Annotated in this window: 19 protein-coding genes; 17 read left to right on the forward strand and 2 right to left on the reverse strand. The window is 67.9% G+C overall.

What is annotated here, in order from left to right:
- Nucleotides 1-124: 124 nt before the first annotated feature.
- Nucleotides 125-970 (reverse strand): bifunctional hydroxymethylpyrimidine kinase/phosphomethylpyrimidine kinase, encoded by an 846-nt coding sequence (gene thiD / locus LQR33_RS04030; RefSeq protein ID WP_104945801.1) that lies wholly within the window; start codon nucleotides 968-970, stop codon nucleotides 125-127.
- A 74-nt stretch (nucleotides 971-1044) separates the two neighbouring features.
- Between thiD and LQR33_RS04035 the strand changes: the two genes are divergently transcribed.
- From LQR33_RS04035 to LQR33_RS04110, 16 genes are all read left to right on the forward strand, one after another.
- The gene (locus tag LQR33_RS04035; RefSeq protein WP_011133707.1) at nucleotides 1045-1209 is read left to right on the forward strand and encodes a rubredoxin; all 165 of its coding nucleotides are present in this window, start codon (nucleotides 1045-1047) and stop codon (nucleotides 1207-1209) included.
- Nucleotides 1209-2030 carry a M48 family metallopeptidase gene (locus LQR33_RS04040; protein WP_166438768.1) on the forward strand — a complete coding sequence of 274 codons (822 nt, stop codon included), beginning with the start codon at nucleotides 1209-1211 and terminating at the stop codon, nucleotides 2028-2030. Before LQR33_RS04035 ends, LQR33_RS04040 begins: the two co-directional genes overlap by 1 nt.
- A gap of 3 nt (nucleotides 2031-2033) precedes the next feature.
- A complete protein-coding gene (locus LQR33_RS04045; RefSeq protein ID WP_231467713.1) occupies nucleotides 2034-2381 on the forward strand; it encodes an MmcQ/YjbR family DNA-binding protein in 348 nt (115 codons plus the stop codon).
- Nucleotides 2382-2445: 64 nt separating this feature from the next.
- Nucleotides 2446-2862: a CopD family protein gene (locus tag LQR33_RS04050; protein ID WP_021476082.1), complete on the forward strand. Its 417-nt coding sequence runs from the start codon at nucleotides 2446-2448 to the stop codon at nucleotides 2860-2862.
- 38 nt (nucleotides 2863-2900) lie between these two features.
- On the forward strand, nucleotides 2901-3362 hold the full coding sequence (locus tag LQR33_RS04055; protein ID WP_166438765.1) for a CYTH domain-containing protein: 462 nt from the start codon (nucleotides 2901-2903) through the stop codon (nucleotides 3360-3362).
- Between the two features lie 73 nt (nucleotides 3363-3435).
- Entirely contained in the window at nucleotides 3436-3726 is a 291-nt protein-coding gene (locus tag LQR33_RS04060; protein WP_231467715.1) for a hypothetical protein, read from the forward strand.
- An 80-nt stretch (nucleotides 3727-3806) separates the two neighbouring features.
- Entirely contained in the window at nucleotides 3807-5033 is a 1227-nt protein-coding gene (locus LQR33_RS04065) for a molybdopterin-dependent oxidoreductase (RefSeq protein WP_231467717.1), read from the forward strand.
- Entirely contained in the window at nucleotides 5030-5353 is a 324-nt protein-coding gene (locus LQR33_RS04070) for a hypothetical protein (protein ID WP_231467720.1), read from the forward strand. The genes LQR33_RS04065 and LQR33_RS04070 overlap by 4 nt, the downstream gene beginning before the upstream one ends.
- Before the next feature lie 96 nt (nucleotides 5354-5449).
- The gene (locus tag LQR33_RS04075; protein WP_166438762.1) at nucleotides 5450-6271 is read left to right on the forward strand and encodes a CPBP family intramembrane glutamic endopeptidase; all 822 of its coding nucleotides are present in this window, start codon (nucleotides 5450-5452) and stop codon (nucleotides 6269-6271) included.
- 125 nt (nucleotides 6272-6396) lie between these two features.
- Entirely contained in the window at nucleotides 6397-6885 is a 489-nt protein-coding gene (gene purE, locus LQR33_RS04080; RefSeq protein ID WP_221665445.1) for a 5-(carboxyamino)imidazole ribonucleotide mutase, read from the forward strand.
- Entirely contained in the window at nucleotides 6885-8015 is a 1131-nt protein-coding gene (locus LQR33_RS04085; protein WP_166438760.1) for a 5-(carboxyamino)imidazole ribonucleotide synthase, read from the forward strand. The genes purE and LQR33_RS04085 overlap by 1 nt, the downstream gene beginning before the upstream one ends.
- Nucleotides 8016-8503: 488 nt before the next feature.
- Nucleotides 8504-9205: a DNA alkylation repair protein gene (locus tag LQR33_RS04090; RefSeq protein WP_231467722.1), complete on the forward strand. Its 702-nt coding sequence runs from the start codon at nucleotides 8504-8506 to the stop codon at nucleotides 9203-9205.
- The gene (locus LQR33_RS04095) at nucleotides 9205-10083 is read left to right on the forward strand and encodes a phosphoribosylaminoimidazolesuccinocarboxamide synthase (RefSeq protein WP_166438864.1); all 879 of its coding nucleotides are present in this window, start codon (nucleotides 9205-9207) and stop codon (nucleotides 10081-10083) included. Before LQR33_RS04090 ends, LQR33_RS04095 begins: the two co-directional genes overlap by 1 nt.
- Nucleotides 10084-10225: 142 nt before the next feature.
- On the forward strand, nucleotides 10226-10807 hold the full coding sequence (locus LQR33_RS04100; protein ID WP_231467723.1) for a GNAT family N-acetyltransferase: 582 nt from the start codon (nucleotides 10226-10228) through the stop codon (nucleotides 10805-10807).
- 58 nt (nucleotides 10808-10865) lie between these two features.
- The gene (locus tag LQR33_RS04105; protein WP_231467725.1) at nucleotides 10866-11783 is read left to right on the forward strand and encodes an alpha/beta hydrolase; all 918 of its coding nucleotides are present in this window, start codon (nucleotides 10866-10868) and stop codon (nucleotides 11781-11783) included.
- A 36-nt stretch (nucleotides 11784-11819) separates the two neighbouring features.
- Nucleotides 11820-12431 (forward strand): glutathione S-transferase family protein, encoded by a 612-nt coding sequence (locus LQR33_RS04110; RefSeq protein ID WP_221667523.1) that lies wholly within the window; start codon nucleotides 11820-11822, stop codon nucleotides 12429-12431.
- Nucleotides 12432-12587: 156 nt separating this feature from the next.
- Here the strand turns inward: LQR33_RS04110 and LQR33_RS04115 are convergent, their stop codons facing one another.
- Nucleotides 12588-13154: a carbonic anhydrase gene (locus LQR33_RS04115; RefSeq protein ID WP_021477330.1), complete on the reverse strand. Its 567-nt coding sequence runs from the start codon at nucleotides 13152-13154 to the stop codon at nucleotides 12588-12590.
- 190 nt (nucleotides 13155-13344) lie between these two features.
- On the opposite strand from LQR33_RS04115, the gene LQR33_RS04120 reads away from it, so the two are divergent.
- Nucleotides 13345-15366 carry an NADPH-dependent 2,4-dienoyl-CoA reductase gene (locus LQR33_RS04120; protein WP_221667524.1) on the forward strand — a complete coding sequence of 674 codons (2022 nt, stop codon included), beginning with the start codon at nucleotides 13345-13347 and terminating at the stop codon, nucleotides 15364-15366.
- Nucleotides 15367-15478 lie beyond the last annotated feature (112 nt).

Here is a 15478-nt window from a genome sequence, read left to right on the forward strand (position 1 = left end):
GCGCGCGGCGTCGCCGCTCTTGTCGCGGTATTGCAGCGTCTGCGCGCCGCCCGCCAGCGCCGCCCCGGCCAGCGCGAACAAGCGCGCGTCGTCCAGACCGTCCGGCGTCACCGCGTACAGGCCCTCAACTCTTGGCGGCATCGCCGTCTTCCTCGTCGTCGCCGCGCGCCCAGAACATCCGGTCCGGCAGGAACTGGCCCATGCCGGGGCGGAAGCCGTTGACCAGCGTCTGGTAGGTGTATTCCTGCGCCTCGCGCACCGCCTCCGGCAGCAACAGGCCGGTGGCCAGCATGCCGGCGATGGCCGAGGCCAAGGTGCAGCCGGAGCCATGATAGCTGCCGGGCAGCCGCTCCCAGTGGTCGGCGCGCACCACGCCGTCCTGGCCGTACAGGCTGTTGACCACTTCCTTGGTGTTTTCATGGGTGCCGGTGATCAGCAGGTAAGGGCAGCCCAGCCCCAGCAAACGCTCGGCGCACTGGTCCAGCGTCAGCTCCTCATCGTCGTCCGGATCGTTGCTGGCCAGCCGGCGCGCCTCCAGACTATTGGGCGTCAGGATGGAGACCTGCGGAATCAGCATGTCGCGCATCGCGCCGATCAGGTCTTCGTCGGCCAGCTCGTGGCCGCCGCCGCTGGCCAGCACCGGGTCCAGCACCACCGGGATGTCCGGGTAGTCGGCGATCAGCTGCGCCACCACGGCGACGTTTTCCACGCTGCCCAGCATGCCGATCTTGAACGCCGCCACCTGCATGTCTTCCATCAGGAAGCGGGCCTGGTCGTTGACCCAGTCCGCGTCCAGCACCATCAAGTCGTTGACGCCCACGGTGTCCTGCACCGTGATCGCGGTGATCACCGACAACGGATGGCAGCCCAGGCTGGCCAGCGTCAGGATGTCGGCCTGGATGCCGGCGCCGCCGGAGGGGTCGGAACCGGCCAGGGTCAGCACCACGGGAGGGGGGGGAGGAGTGGTCAAGGGCGAACCTCTTCTGTTTTATTGCGGTGGCACGATTTAGAATACCCATTTTATCCGAACACGAGGGCGAAGCGATGCGTACTTGGATGTGTCTGATCTGCGGTTTCATCTACGACGAAGAAGCCGGCCGGCCGGAAGACGGCATCCCGCCGGGCACCCGCTGGGAAGACCTGCCGCCCAACTGGACCTGCCCCGACTGCGACGCCCGCAAGGACGATTTCCAGATGGTGGAAATCTGATGGCCGGAAGACGGACCCGCTGGATCGGCGGCGCGCTGCTCGCCGCGCTATTGGCCGCCTGTGCCCAGGTGAACACCACCGCCGGCGGCGCGGTCGGCGTCAACCGCGGCCAGAGCATGCTGCTGTCCAGCCAGGAAGTGGAGCAGATGTCGGCCAAGTCCTACGCCGGCGAGCTGCAGAAGGCCCGCGCCGCGGGCCGCCTGAACACCGATCCGGCGCTGACCTCGCGCGTGCGCCGCGTGTCGCAGCGGTTGATCGCGCAGACTCCGTCCTTCCGCCCCGACGCCCGCAACTGGCGCTGGGAGGTGAACGTGCTGACCACCGACGACATGAACGCCTACGCGATGGCCGGCGGCAAGATCATGGTCTACACCGGCCTGGTCAAGCAGCTGAAGCTGTCCGACGCCGAGCTGGCCGCCGTGATCGGCCACGAGATCTCGCACGCGCTGCGCGAGCACACCCGCGAGAACATGAGCCAGGCCTACGCGCAGCAAATGGGCCTCGGCCTGGTCGGCGCGCTGGTCGGCCTCAATGACAGCCAGCTGAAGCTGGCCTCGCTGGTGGGCGACGTGACGCTGTCCAAGCCGCACAGCCGCGCGATGGAGTCCGAAGCCGACATCATGGGCCTGGAGCTGATGGCCCGCGCCGGCTACGACCCCAACGCCGCGGTCAACGTCTGGCAAAAGATGCAGGCGGCCGGCGGCGGCAACGGCATGGAGTTCCTGTCCACCCACCCGTCCGGGCCCACCCGCATCCGCGACCTGCAGGCCCATATCCCGCAAGTGTGGCCGCTGTACCAGGCCGCGCCGAAGAAAGGCTGAGCGATGCCGCTGCCCGCCGCCCTGTTCGACGAGATGCTGGACCACGCCCGCGCGCTGCCGGGCGCCGAGTACGAAGTCAAATGGGGCGGAACGCGGGTGGTCTCCATCGGCGGCAAGATGTTCCTGGTCTGCGGCGAAGCCGGCATCAGCTACAAGGTCGACGATGGCGATTTCCTGGCGCTGTCGGGCCTGCCCGGCGTGCGGCCGGCGCCGTATCTGGCCCGCGCCCGCTGGGTGCAGGTGATCTCGCTGGAGGCGCTGGCGCCGGACGACATCCGCCGCGGCATCGAACGCTCGCGCGAGCTGGCGCTTAGCAAGCTGCCGAAGGCGCAACGGCAGGCCTGGTCCTGATTCGGCTGGAACCGGTCCGGCGACGTCCGGTCCATCGCCCCATCCCGCCCCAATAGGAAAGTCGATGAGCTATCTGTACCTGAAAGCCTTCCACATCTTTTTCGTGGTGTCCTGGTTCGCCGGGCTGTTCTACCTGCCGCGGCTGTTCGTCAATCTGGCGATGGCGCGCCAGCCGGCGGAATACGACCGCCTGCTGCTGATGGCCAGGAAGCTGTTCCGCTTCATGACGCCGCTAGGCGTGCTGGCGATAGGCTCCGGCCTGCTGCTGTGGCTGGATTTCGGCATTTCCGGCGGCTGGCTGCACGCCAAGATGGCGCTGGTGGCGCTGCTGGCCGTTTACCATGGCTACTGCGCCAAATTGGGCCGCGACTTCGTCACCCACAGCAACCGCAAGAGCCATGTCTGGTTCCGCGTGTTCAACGAACTGCCGGTGCTGATTTTGCTGGCGGTGGTGATCCTGGTGGTGGTCAAGCCGTTCTGACGCGCCCCTAACCCTGAATTCGCTTGAGGATTTGATCGATGGCATTGGAAATCGAACGCCGTTTCGTGGTGAGCGGCGACGGCTGGCGCGGCCTGGCCCCGGCCGTGCAATACCGGCAGGGCTATCTGTCGGTGGAAAAAGAGCGCACGGTGCGAGTGCGGGTGGTGGGCGAGCAGGCCTGGCTGACGCTGAAGAGCAATATCAGCAACGTCAGCCGCCACGAGTTCGAATACCTCATCCCGCTGGCCGACGCGCAAACCATCATGGCCGCGATGTGCCCGATGGTGGTGGACAAGCTGCGCCACCGCATCGAGTACGGCGGCTTCGTCTGGGAAGTGGACGAGTTCTTCGGCGACAACGCCGGCCTGGTGCTGGCCGAGATCGAACTGCCCGGCGAGGACACCCCATTCGCCAAGCCTGACTGGGTGGGCGAGGAGGTGACCGAGGACGGCCGCTACACCAACGCCTACCTGTCCAAGAACCCTTACGGCCGCTGGTAAAACGACCCGGCCGGACGAACCAGTCCCGGCCGGCCAGGTCTATCGTCTTTTGCCCGAGCCAAACGCCAGACCGATGTCCACCCCTTCCTCTGAATGGATTCCCGCCGCCGCGCTGCTGGGCCTGTATCTGGGCTCGCTGCTGTATTCGCTGTTCCAGGGCTGGCATCAGCGCCGGCTGTACTGGCTGGGCTGCGCGCTGCTGCTGGTCGGCGGCCTGCTGATGATGCTGCTGGCCGAGCCCGCCGCTACCGACTCCGGCGAAATGCCGCCCGGCTTCGGCCTGGGCGTGTGGGTGGCCGGACTGGGCATCCTCGCCACCACCGCCGGCGCGCTGACGCGGCGCTGGCACGCCCGCCGCGGCTGAGCGCCTGTCCCTTTCCCCGGTAGACGGCCGCCCCCGCGGCTCCTAGCATCGCGTCCATCCCCACCTCAAAAAGCGCGAACATGGACGACGCGTCAACTCGCCGGGCCTTGCTGAAAGCCGGGCTCGCCGCCGGCCTGCTGAGCCTGGCCGGCCGGACGCGCGCCGGCGCCTGGCTGGACCAAGGCTTCGACAACGGCTGGCGCGAGCTGGTGCCTTACCCGCAGAAGATGCCGCTGATGCGCATCACCACCCGGCCGGTGCATCTGGAAACGCCGTTTTCCCAATTCGACCGCGGGCTGATCACGCCCAACGAGGCGGTGTTCGTCCGCTACCACCTGGCCGGCCACCCGCTGGACATCGATCCCTCATCCCACACCCTGACCATAAACGGCAAAGTGAAACAGCCGCTGACGCTGACGCTGGCCGACCTGCAAAAGCGCTTCGAGACGGTGCGCCAGACCGTGGTGATGCAGTGCGCCGGCAACGGCCGCGGCCTGTCGCAGCCGCGGGTGCAGGGCGCGCAGCTGGGCAATGGCTCGATGGCCTGCGTCGAGATGGCCGGCGCGCGGCTGGCCGACGTGCTGGCCGCCGCCGATGTGCTGGACGGCGCGCGCCAGATCGCCTGCCGCGGCACCGACCAGCCGGCGCTGGAGCAAACGCCGGCCTTCATCCGCTCGCTGGACCTCACCGACGCGCGGCGGCCGGAAGCGATGATCGCCTGGGAGATGAACGGCGAGCCGCTGCCGGTGCTGAACGGCTACCCACTGCGCCTGGTGATGCCGGGCTTCTACGCCGCCTACTGGATCAAGCACCTGTCGCATATCGAGGTGCTGGACCACGTGTTCGACGGCTGGTTCGCCAGCCAGGCCTACACCGTGCCCGACACGTCGGACAACGGCGTGCCGCCCGGGACCAAGCCGGACAAGACGGCGCGGCTGACGCGGATGAAGGCGCGCAGCTTCATCACCCACCCCGCCCACGGCGACGCGATCGCCGCGCCGGACGGCCGGCTGGCGCTGCGCGGCATCGCCTTCGATGGCGGCAGCGGCATCCGCCGGGTGGACGTTTCCGCCGACGGCGGCGTCAACTGGCGGCAGGCGGAGCTGGGAGCGGAAACCGGACGCTTCGCCTTCCGGCCATGGACGCTGACGCTGGACGACGTGAAGCCGGGGCCGCTGACGCTGATGGCGCGCGCCACCGCCAACGACGGCCAGGTCCAGCCGCTGGTCCAGCCGTGGAATCCCGGCGGCTACGCCCGCGACGTGGTCGAGCGGGTGGAGATCGTCGTCGCCGAGGCTAAGCGATGAGGGCCGCGCTGCTGGTTCTGGCCCTGCTGACAGCTCCCGCCGGCGCGGCGAGCATCGCGCTGCCCAATGAAACGGCGATGCTGCCGGACAGCGGCCACCCCGGCTATCTGCCGGCGCTGCAGCGCTGCATGATCTGCCATTCCGTCGATTACATCTCGCTGCAGCCGGACTTCGACGAAGCGCGCTGGCGCGCCGTGGTCGACAAGATGCGGCAGGCATTCAAGGCGCCCATTCCGGCGGAGGAGGTGGCGCCGATCGCCGCCTACCTGGCCGACGCCCAGCGCCGCCGGCTGCTGCGGCCGCATCCGCCCAAGCCCTGAGCGCCAGTCCGCGCAGGCGCCGGGCCGGGAACCGTTTGGCCTCGCCGCGTCCAAGCCTTATCATCGGACGCTTGCCCATCCCGCGACGGAGCCGCCATGTTCACGCTTCCCTCCCTGACGCTGGCCGCCTACGGCCTGCTGGCGCTGGGGCTGCTCGCCGCCAGCCTGCGCCAGGAAGCGCCCGGCTGGATCGCCCTGATCACCAGCGCGATGCTGGCGCTGGCCGCCGGCGTGCTGCAGCCGCTGGGCGTGCTGAGCGCGGCCGCCGTCGCCGGGCTGACGCTGGCGCTGCGCCGCCATCCTCGGCCGGAGCTGTACCTGGTGTGGATCGCCGCGCTGCTGGCGCTGGCAGTGCACGCGCTGCCCGGTTTCGACAATCCACTGCTGTGGCAGGGCCGGGCCAGCCCGGACAGCGCGCCGTACCGGCTGTTTTGGAGCTACGACAAGGGTTTCGCCGGCCTGCTGCTGCTGCTGAACCTCTGCCGCGCGCCGCTGCCGGAACGGCAGCTGGGCTGGCCGGCCGCGGCGGTCGGCGCGCTGGCGCTGCTGTTCGTGCTCGGCATCGCCGCCGCCGTCGGAACGATAAGCTTCGCGCCGAAGTGGCCGGCCTGGCTGCTGCCATGGTTGCTGGCCAACTGTTTCCTGGTGTCGCTGGTGGAGGAAGCCTTCTTCCGCGCCGGCGTCCAGCGCTGGCTGGAGCTGCGCACCGAACCCTTCGCCGCGCTGATGGCGGCGTCGCTACTGTTCGGTCTGGCCCACCTGGCCGGCGGCTGGTCCTGGATGGGCCTGGCCACGCTGGCCGGCATCGGCTACGGCCTGATCTACGCCGCGCGCCGCCAGCTGTGGCTGGCAGTGCTCGCCCACCTGGCTTTCAACACCCTGCACCTGCTGTTGTTCACCTATCCAAAACTGGCGTGAAGCCGCCGATTCGGGACAGCTTTATACGCTAACTGTCTTGATATGAAAATAAAAAACCATAACGGGTAGCCTGTCGCATCGGTTAAAATCGCGGTCTTCGTTCACCATCCGCGAGCAGCACCGCCATGATTGAAGTCGGCATCGTGATGGGTAGCAACAGCGACTGGGAAGTGATGCAGCACGCCGCCCGCGTGCTGAAAAGCTTCGGCATCGCCTGCGAAACCCGCGTCGTCTCCGCCCACCGCACCCCGGACCTGCTGTTCCAGTACGCGGAAGAAGCCGCGCCGCGCGGCCTGAAAGCCATCATCGCCGGCGCCGGTGGCGCCGCCCACCTGCCAGGCATGCTGGCCGCCAAGACCCACGTGCCGGTGCTGGGCGTGCCGGTGCCGTCCAAATACCTGCGCGGCGAGGATTCGCTGCTGTCCATCGTGCAAATGCCCAAGGGCATTCCAGTGGCCACCTTCGCCATCGGCGAGGCCGGCGCCGCCAACGCCGCGCTGTTCGCGGTGGCGATGCTGGCCACCACCCGACCGGAACTGGCCGAGCAACTGGTCGCCTTCCGCAAGCAACAGGAAGAAACCGTGCTGGCGATGACGCTGCCGGAGGTCGAGTAATGGCCGCCATCCTGCCGCCGGCGATGCTGGGCATACTCGGCGGCGGCCAACTGGGCCGCATGTTCGCCGTCGCCGCCAAGACCATGGGCTACCGCGTCGCCGTGCTGGACCCGGACGAAAACGCGCCGGCGGCGGCCTTCGCCGACCGCCACATCCGCGCGCCGTACAACGACCCGGCCGCGCTGCGCGAGCTGGCCGACAGCTGCGCCGCCGTCACCACCGAATTCGAGAACGTCAACGCCGACGCGATGCGCGAGCTGGCGCGCCGCACCCGCGTGTCGCCGTCCGGCGACTGCGTCGCCGTCGCCCAGGACCGCATCGCCGAGAAGGCGTGGATCAACAAGGCCGGCCTGCCGACCGCGCCCTACCTGGCCATCGAAAGCGTCGAAGACATCCAGGTGGACCTGGCGCCCTACCTGCCCGGCATCCTGAAAACCGCCCGCCTCGGCTACGACGGCAAGGGCCAGGTGCGGGTGCAGACCGCGGCCGAGGCGCGCGCCGCCTACGCCAACCTGGGCGGCCAGGCCTGCGTGCTGGAAAAGATGCTGGACCTGCAGCTGGAAGTGTCGGCCATCGTCACCCGCGTCAGCTCGGCGCAGAGCGCGGTGTTTCCGGTGGCGGAAAACATCCACAAGAACGGCATCCTCGACGAATCCATCGTCCCGGCCCGCATCGCCCCGGCGCTGGCCAAGCAGGCGCAGGAGATGGCCCGGAAACTGGCCGAGGCGCTGGACTACGTCGGCGTGCTGGCGGTGGAGTTCTTCGTGCTGGCCGATGACAGCCTGGTGGTCAACGAGATCGCCCCGCGGCCGCACAACTCCGGCCACTACACGCTCACCGCCTGCTTGACCGACCAGTTCCAGCAGCAGGTGCGCGCGATGTGCGGCCTGCTGCCGGGCCGCACCGACCTGCTCAGCCCGGTGGTGATGGTGAACCTGCTGGGCGACGTGTGGAAAGACAACGGCCACGAGCCCAACTGGGACGTGCTGGCCGAGGCCCCCAACGCCCAGCTGCATCTGTATGGCAAGAAACAGGCGCGGCCGGGCCGCAAGATGGGCCACTTCAACGTGATGGCCGCCAGCGCCGACGAAGCGCTGGACCAGGCCAGGGCGTTGAAGGACACCCTGTAGCGAAAGAAATGGCGAGGCCGGCGGCTTCGCCATTTTTATGGCCAGCGTCAAAAGCCCGCTCTTGAAATAAAAAATGGCTGCTGCAGCCCAGGATCACAAGCAAGTCACTACGTATGCGATGCGCCCCGCTCCCCTTCTGCGCGCGCCGGCAAAAAGTGGCTGGCAGGGTTTTAAGCCGCCGAGCTGTTCGACGCCGCGCGACGTTCGCGCGCGGCTAGTTTCGGCGGCGCCTTGCCAGGCGCTTTTTGCCGGGGTTTCGCGTGCGGCAGGGGCGGCCTGGGGTTGCAAGGGGGCTGGCCGCGCAGCCCCCTTGCCCGTCCAGCGGGCGGAACCGTTCCTAAATATCGGTCCGCAGCGCAGACTCAAAACTGATTCGCCTGACGACAGGTAATTTGACATAGTCTTTCAATCGCCATGAAAACGAGCCCAACCTCGACGAATGATTCGCTCCACGGCGCTTGGCCGGTCTCGTCCGGAGTTCAGAACTCGTGAAGCGGGATATTGATCTCGCTCCGCTGCGCGCCCTGCTGGCCGCCGCCGCCGATCCGGCGCGAGCGCCGGCAATGCGCGCCTATATGCGCGACCGGTTCGACTTCCTCGGCGTTGCCGCGCCGGTCAGGCGCAAGGCCGCCGGGCCGTGGATCAAATCGCATGACGCGGCCGGCCCCGACGGCTGGCTGGAACTGGCCGACGCGCTGTGGCGGCAGCCGGAGCGCGAATTCCAGTACGTGGCGGTGGACCTGCTGGCCCGCCATGCCGCCGAATTGCCGGCGGCCGCCCTGCCGCGGCTGCTGGCGCTGGTTACCGCCAAATCATGGTGGGACACCGTCGACGGCCTGGCGGCCTGGATCATAGGCGAGCTGGTCCGCGCCCGGCGCGAGCTCCAAATCGACATGGACAGGCTGTCCTGCGACGGCGATTTCTGGCTGCGCCGCGTCGCCATCCTGCACCAGCTGTACTGGAAGCGCGACACCGACGCCGGGCGGCTGTTCCGCTACTGCGCGGCCAACGCCGCCGACCCCGAATTCTTCATCCGCAAGGCGATAGGCTGGGCCTTGCGCGAATACGCTTACACCGACGCCGAGGCCGTGCGCGGCTTCGTCGCGTCCGCCATCGCGCTGTCGCCGCTGTCGCGGCGCGAAGCGCTGAAACGAATCCAACAGAAACCCCTGCCCGCGAAGGAAGCATGATGACCGGACTGAACACCACCCACCTGAAAAGCCTGCGCAAGATCTACTCCGGCAAGGTGCGCGACCTCTATGAGATCGACGACCAGCGCATGCTGATGATCGCCACCGACCGGCTGTCCGCCTTCGACGTCATCCTGGACGACCCGATCCCGGCCAAGGGCCAGATCCTGACCGCGATCTCCAACTTCTGGTTCGACAAGCTCAAGGACGTGGTGCCCAACCACCTGACCGGCGACCAGCCGGAAGACGTGGTGGCGGCGGAAGACCTGCCGCAGGTGGAAGGCCGCGCGGTGGTCGCCAAGCGGCTGAAGGCGGTGCCGATCGAAGCGGTGGTGCGCGGCTACCTGGCCGGCTCCGGCTGGAAGGAATACCAGCAATCCGGCTCGGTCTGCGGCATCCCGCTGCCGGCCGGCCTGCGCGAGGCGGACAAGCTGCCCGAGCCGATCTTCACCCCGTCCACCAAGGCGGCCGTGGGCGACCACGACGAGAACATCGACTTCGCGCAGTGCGAGGCCATCGTCGGCAAGGCGCTGGCGGCCAAGGTGCGCGACACCGCCATCCTGCTGTACCAGACCGCCGCCGCCTACGCGGCGACGCGCGGCATCATCATCTGCGACACCAAGTTCGAGTTCGGCCTGGACGAAAACGGCACGCTGACGCTGATGGACGAGGCGCTGACGCCGGACTCCAGCCGCTTCTGGCCGGCCGACAGCTACCAGCCGGGCAGCAACCCGCCTTCGTTCGACAAGCAGTTCGTCCGCGACTGGCTGGAGGCCTCCGGCTGGAACAAGCAGGCGCCAGCCCCGGCCGTGCCGCTGGACGTGCGCGAGAAAACCGCCGCCAAATACCGCGAGGCGCTGGAACGGCTGGCCGGCTGAAACCAGGCGGCAACCTGGCAAGCTTATGCCAGCGATTCCGCCGCCAGAGCCTCCCGCCGCCGGCCCCGCGCCGGCGGCATGGCTTGAGCATTGCCTGGCGTTGCGACTACTATCTACTGCCTTGTCATAAAAACGCCATGCCATGACCGTCGCCCAACCGATACTCGACACGCCCCGCCTGCGGCTGCTGCCGGCTCATCCGGACAAGGCGGCCGCCATACTCGACTACCAGCTGCGCAACCGCGCCCACCTCGAGCCGTGGAACCCGACCGCCGGACCGCTGTTCTATACCGAATCCCATTGGACGATGCAGCTGCGCCAGGCCGCCCGCAACTGGGAAGAGGGCGCCAGCGCTCGCTTCCTGCTGACGACGCCGGCCGAGCCGGAACGGATCATCGGCACCGTCAGTTTCAGCAACATCGTCCGCGGCGTGTTCCAGGCCTGCCACCTGGGCTACGGCATCGACCGCGCGCGCGAAGGACAGGGCCTGATGCGCGAGGCGCTGCAGGCGGCCATCGCCTTCGCCTTCAACGAGTTGCAGTTGCATCGCATCCAGGCCAATTACCAGCCGCACAACGTCCGCAGCGCCTCGCTGCTGCAAAGGCTGGGCTTCGCCGTCGAAGGGCAGGCCAAGGATTACCTGTTTCTCGACGGCGCCTGGCGCGACCACGTGCTGACTTCGCTCACCAACCCGAACTTCGACAGCCGGCCGCTGCTGGGCTGACGCGACGGCCGCCCACCGCGGCCTGGGTAACCCGCTCCACCAACGCAAGGGCAAGCGCATGCACCGTACCTTTTTGACCGCCGTCGACGGCGAAACCATTCCGCTGTGCGAATGGCTGCCGGACGGCCCGCCACGCGCCGCGGTGCTGATCTCGCACGGCATGAGTGAATACGCGGCGCGCTACGACCGCTTCGCCGGGACGCTGACAGCGGCCGGCTACGCGGTGTACGCGCATGACCACCGCGGCCACGGCGCCTCGACCGCGCCGCGCGGCTTCTTCGCCGCCAACGACGGCTGGCGCAAGGTGGTGGACGACGTGGAGACCACGCGCCGTCACGCGGCGGAGCGCCATCCCGGACTGCCGGTGGTCCTGTTCGGCCACAGCATGGGCAGCTTCATCGCCCGCGCCCACTTCCTGCGCTACGGCGGCCAGCTGGCCGGCCTGATGCTGTCGTCCACCGGCTACCGCCAGCGGCCGCTGGCACGGCTATTGGGCGCCGTCGCCCGCTTCCTGGGCCGGCGCAACGGCTGGGACCGGCCCAGCCGGCTGATGGCCGCGCTGGTGTTCGGCAGCTTCAACCTGGGCTTTCCGCCGTGGCGGACCAAGATGGAGTGGCTAAGCCGCGACCCGGCAGAAGTGGATGCCTACCTCGCCGATCCGGACTGCGGCTTCGATCCGGCGCCGGGCCTGTGGGCCGATCTGTTCGCCGGCATCGTCGCCATGGAGCAAGACGAGGCGGCGGGACAGGGCATCAACCGCCGCTGCCCGGTGCTGCTGTTCGCCGGCAGCCGCGACCCGGTCAGCCTGGGCCGGCTGGCGCTGGGACAGCTGGAGATCCGCTACCGCGACGTCGGCGTGCTGGACCTGCAAAGCAAGATCTACCCCGGCGGGCGGCATGAGATGCTGAACGAAAGCAACCGCGCCGAAGTGGAAGGCGATATCCTGGCCTGGCTGGCCAGGATCGTCCCCGCCTGAGCGCCGCCTGTTCCCCATTTCGACTGGAGTTTCGCCATGATAGAAGTGCACCACCTGAATGAATCGCGCTCGCGCCGCATCACCTGGCTGCTGGAAGAGCTGGGGCTGGATTACCGGGTGATCCGCTACCAGCGCGATCCTCAGACCCGGCTGGCGCCGCCGGAGCTGAAAGCCGTCCACCCGTTGGGCAAGGCGCCGGTGCTGCGCGACGGCGACGCGGTGCTGATCGAATCCGGCGCCATCATCGACTACCTGATCCGTACTTATGGCAAGGGCCGCTTCGCGCCGGACATCGCCTCACCCGACTACAACCGCTACGTCCAGCTGCTGCATTACGCCGAAGGCTCGGCGATGCTGCCCATCCTGCTGCAGCTCTACGTCGGCCAGCTGGGCGAGGCCGGCGCGCCGCTGCATCCGCGCATCCACGGCGAGCTGCAAAACCACCTCGGCTATCTGGACGGCGAACTGGCGGACCGCGACTACTTCGTCGGCAACGATCTCACCGGCGCCGATGTGCAGCTGTCCTTCGTCGCCCAGATCGCGGCGAAGGGCGATGGCCGCGGCCGCTACCCCAATCTGGCGCGCTTCGTCGACATGATCGAAGCGCGCCCGGCCTACCGCCGCGCCGCCGACCAGCACGGCGAATAAGAGCCGCTAAGCAACCCCCTGATCCTGCGCTGCGCCTCCTTGTCGTACGACTGGTACTGCCTGTGTCGGCGCGACTTGACCCAGGTTCTCTGCGAGATTTTGTTTGGCGGCTCTTAAGGCCAGCCGGCGTGGGCGGCGGCGATCCGCCTCGGCGGATCAGGCCGCGATGGTCTCCACCTTGCCGTCCAGCGCCATCAAATAGGTTTCCACCGCCAGCGCCGGATGCTTGTCCAGGATTTCGTCGCGCAGCTTCAGCAGCGCCTTGGCGTGGATGCGGGTTTCCTTGCCCGGGTCCTGCGCGAAATCCTCGCCGAACGCCACCTTGTAGGCGCCGCAGTCGCGGTGGTCAAGCAGCACCACCCGCTTGATGTGGTGCAGGTCTATCGCCACGCCCAGGTGCTGCCAGAAGGTGGCGTTCCAGTCGGGAAACTTGTCGGTGATCGATACCATCGAGGCGCCGGCCAGCACGATGTGGTCGTACTTGCCGCGCAGGTCCAGGCCGTCCATGAATTCGCCGACGGCGTGGACCAGCCGGTAATCCATGCAAGACAGCAGCAGGGCGTCGGTGCCGCCCGCCGCCCAGCTGGTCCGCGGCAGGAAGCTGCCCAGCAGCACGGCGCCGCCGCCCAGGCTGGCCAGTTTCAGAAAGCCGCGGCGGCCGAGCGGGCGCTCCTCCAGCGAGGCCAGGCAATCGGCGCGCTCATGGCGCGATGTTTCGCACATATTGTTCTCCTTTGTCATATTCAAATGGCTGTCCAGCGATTATAGCGGCAGCCGCGGCCGACAGCCGGCGATTCCATTGACAACTTACTTACCAGTAAGTATCTTGGCCACAGGGTTGACATCGCCAGACGAATCAAAGGCTTGGGCGCGCCCCGCCCAGGCCGCTACATAACGGACACGAGGAAGAAACATGAGCGCTTACCCGCACCTGCTGGCCCCGCTGGACCTGGGTTTCACCACGCTGAAAAACCGCGTGCTGATGGGTTCGATGCACACTGGCCTGGAAGAATCCCCGAACGGCTTCGAAAAAATGGCCGCCTTCTACGCCGAGCGCGCGCGGGGCGGCGTGGCGCTGATCGTCACCGGCGGCGTCGGCCCCAATGCCGAAGGCTGCGTGGCCGAGGGCGCGGCCCAGCTGTCAGACGCGCACGAGGTGGAAAACCACCGCCGGGTCACCGACGCGGTGCACCGCGAAGGCGGCAAGATCGCGCTGCAGATCCTGCACTCCGGCCGCTACAGCTTCCAGGAAAAGTGCGTGTCGGCCTCGCCGCTGCTGGCGCCGATCAACTTCTACACCCCCCGCGAACTGTCCGACGCCGACGTCTGGCAAACCATCGCCGATTTCGCCAACTGCGCCAAGCTGGCCCAACAGGCCGGCTACGACGGCGTCGAAGTGATGGGTTCGGAAGGCTATCTGATCAACCAGTTCATCGCCCGCGCCACCAACAAGCGCACCGACGACTGGGGCGGCAGCTTCGAGAACCGCATCCGCTTCGCCATCGAAACCGTCAAGGCGGTGCGCGCGGCGGTGGGCAGCGACTTCATCATCATCTACCGGCTGTCGATGCTGGACCTGGTGCAGGACGGCAGCAGCTGGGACGAGGTGGTGCATCTGGCCCGCGAGATCGAAAAGGCCGGCGCCACCATCATCAACACCGGCATCGGCTGGCACGAGGCGCGGGTGCCCACCATCGCCACCATGGTGCCGCGCGGCGGCTTCGCCTGGGTGACCAAGAAGCTGATGGGCGCGGTGAAAATTCCGCTGATCACCACCAACCGCATCAACACCCCGGAAGTAGCCGAAGATATCCTGGCCGGTGGCTGCGCCGACATGGTGTCGATGGCGCGCCCCTTCCTCGCCGATCCGGACTTCGTCAACAAGGCGGCGGAAGGCCGCGGCGACGAGATCAACACCTGCATCGGCTGTAACCAAGCCTGCCTGGACCACATCTTCCAGGGCAAGCTGACCTCCTGTCTGGTCAATCCGCGCGCCTGCCGCGAAACCGAGCTCAACTACGAAAAAACCGCCGCGCCGAAAAAGCTGGCCGTGGTCGGCGCCGGCCCGGCCGGCCTGGCCTTCGCCACCGTCGCCGCCGAGCGCGGCCACAGCGTGACCCTGTTCGACGCCGCGGCCGAGATCGGCGGCCAGTTCAACGTCGCCAAGCAGATTCCGGGCAAGGAAGAGTTCTACGAAACGCTGCGCTACTTCAAGCGCCGCATCGAAACCACCGGTGTCGAGCTCAAGCTGGGCGCCCGCGTCGCCGCCGACGATCTTTCTGGCTTCGACGAAGTGGTGCTGGCCACCGGCATCGCGCCGCGCAGCCCGGCCATCCCCGGAGTCGACCACCCCAAGGTGCTCAACTACCTGGACGTGTTGAAGCACAAAAAGCCGGTGGGCAAGAAAGTGGCCATCATCGGCGCCGGCGGCATCGGCTTCGACACCGCCGAATACCTGTGCCACGAGGGCCGCTCCACCTCGCTGGACGCCGAAGCCTTCATGCGCGAGTGGGGCGTGGACATGAGCGGCGACACCGCCGGCGGCCTGGCGCCGCAAGGACCTCAGCCGCACCCGAGCCCGCGCGAGGTCTACTTGTTGCAGCGCAAGACCAGCAAGGTGGGCGAAGGCCTGGGCAAGACCACCGGCTGGATCCACCGCGAAAGCCTGAAGATGAAACGGGTGAAGATGCTGTCCGGCGTCAGCTACGACCGGATCGACGACGCCGGCCTGCACATTACGGTGAAGGGCGAATCGCAAGTGCTGGACGTGGACAATGTGGTGATCTGCGCCGGCCAGGACCCGCTGCGCGAGCTGCAGACGCCGCTGGCGGCCGCCGGCAAGCCGGTGCACCTGATCGGCGGCGCCGACGTGGCGGCCGAACTAGACGCCAAGCGCGCCATCGACCAGGGCTCGCGCCTGGCCGCCGCCATCTGAGCCCCAGCCTCGGGCAATCCGACGCTCCCAGCCCCCGCCGCCGCGGGGGCTTTTTCATGCGCGCCGCTTTTTGACTGGCCCGCCGGCCAATCTATTAACAATTGTTTCCATT

It is taken from the genome of Chromobacterium piscinae, from assembly GCF_021129175.1.
GTDB lineage: Bacteria > Pseudomonadota > Gammaproteobacteria > Burkholderiales > Chromobacteriaceae > Chromobacterium > Chromobacterium piscinae.

Excerpts from the sequence above, each read along its gene's own strand:
- LQR33_RS04060 (WP_231467715.1), top strand. The coding sequence starts at position 3,436 with ATGTCCACCCCTTCCTCTGAATGGATTCCCGCCGCCGCGCTGCTGGGC.
- LQR33_RS04045 (WP_231467713.1), top strand. The coding sequence starts at position 2,034 with ATGCCGCTGCCCGCCGCCCTGTTCGACGAGATGCTGGACCACGCCCGC.
- LQR33_RS04070 (WP_231467720.1), top strand. The coding sequence starts at position 5,030 with ATGAGGGCCGCGCTGCTGGTTCTGGCCCTGCTGACAGCTCCCGCCGGC.
- LQR33_RS04065 (WP_231467717.1), top strand. The coding sequence starts at position 3,807 with ATGGACGACGCGTCAACTCGCCGGGCCTTGCTGAAAGCCGGGCTCGCC.
- LQR33_RS04085 (WP_166438760.1), top strand. The coding sequence starts at position 6,885 with ATGGCCGCCATCCTGCCGCCGGCGATGCTGGGCATACTCGGCGGCGGC.
- LQR33_RS04075 (WP_166438762.1), top strand. The coding sequence starts at position 5,450 with ATGTTCACGCTTCCCTCCCTGACGCTGGCCGCCTACGGCCTGCTGGCG.
- LQR33_RS04035 (WP_011133707.1), top strand. The coding sequence starts at position 1,045 with ATGCGTACTTGGATGTGTCTGATCTGCGGTTTCATCTACGACGAAGAA.
- LQR33_RS04115 (WP_021477330.1), bottom strand. The coding sequence starts at position 13,154 with ATGTGCGAAACATCGCGCCATGAGCGCGCCGATTGCCTGGCCTCGCTG.
- LQR33_RS04040 (WP_166438768.1), top strand. The coding sequence starts at position 1,209 with ATGGCCGGAAGACGGACCCGCTGGATCGGCGGCGCGCTGCTCGCCGCG.
- LQR33_RS04100 (WP_231467723.1), top strand. The coding sequence starts at position 10,226 with ATGACCGTCGCCCAACCGATACTCGACACGCCCCGCCTGCGGCTGCTG.
- LQR33_RS04050 (WP_021476082.1), top strand. The coding sequence starts at position 2,446 with ATGAGCTATCTGTACCTGAAAGCCTTCCACATCTTTTTCGTGGTGTCC.
- purE (WP_221665445.1), top strand. The coding sequence starts at position 6,397 with ATGATTGAAGTCGGCATCGTGATGGGTAGCAACAGCGACTGGGAAGTG.
- LQR33_RS04055 (WP_166438765.1), top strand. The coding sequence starts at position 2,901 with ATGGCATTGGAAATCGAACGCCGTTTCGTGGTGAGCGGCGACGGCTGG.
- LQR33_RS04120 (WP_221667524.1), top strand. The coding sequence starts at position 13,345 with ATGAGCGCTTACCCGCACCTGCTGGCCCCGCTGGACCTGGGTTTCACC.
- LQR33_RS04105 (WP_231467725.1), top strand. The coding sequence starts at position 10,866 with ATGCACCGTACCTTTTTGACCGCCGTCGACGGCGAAACCATTCCGCTG.
- LQR33_RS04110 (WP_221667523.1), top strand. The coding sequence starts at position 11,820 with ATGATAGAAGTGCACCACCTGAATGAATCGCGCTCGCGCCGCATCACC.
- LQR33_RS04095 (WP_166438864.1), top strand. The coding sequence starts at position 9,205 with ATGACCGGACTGAACACCACCCACCTGAAAAGCCTGCGCAAGATCTAC.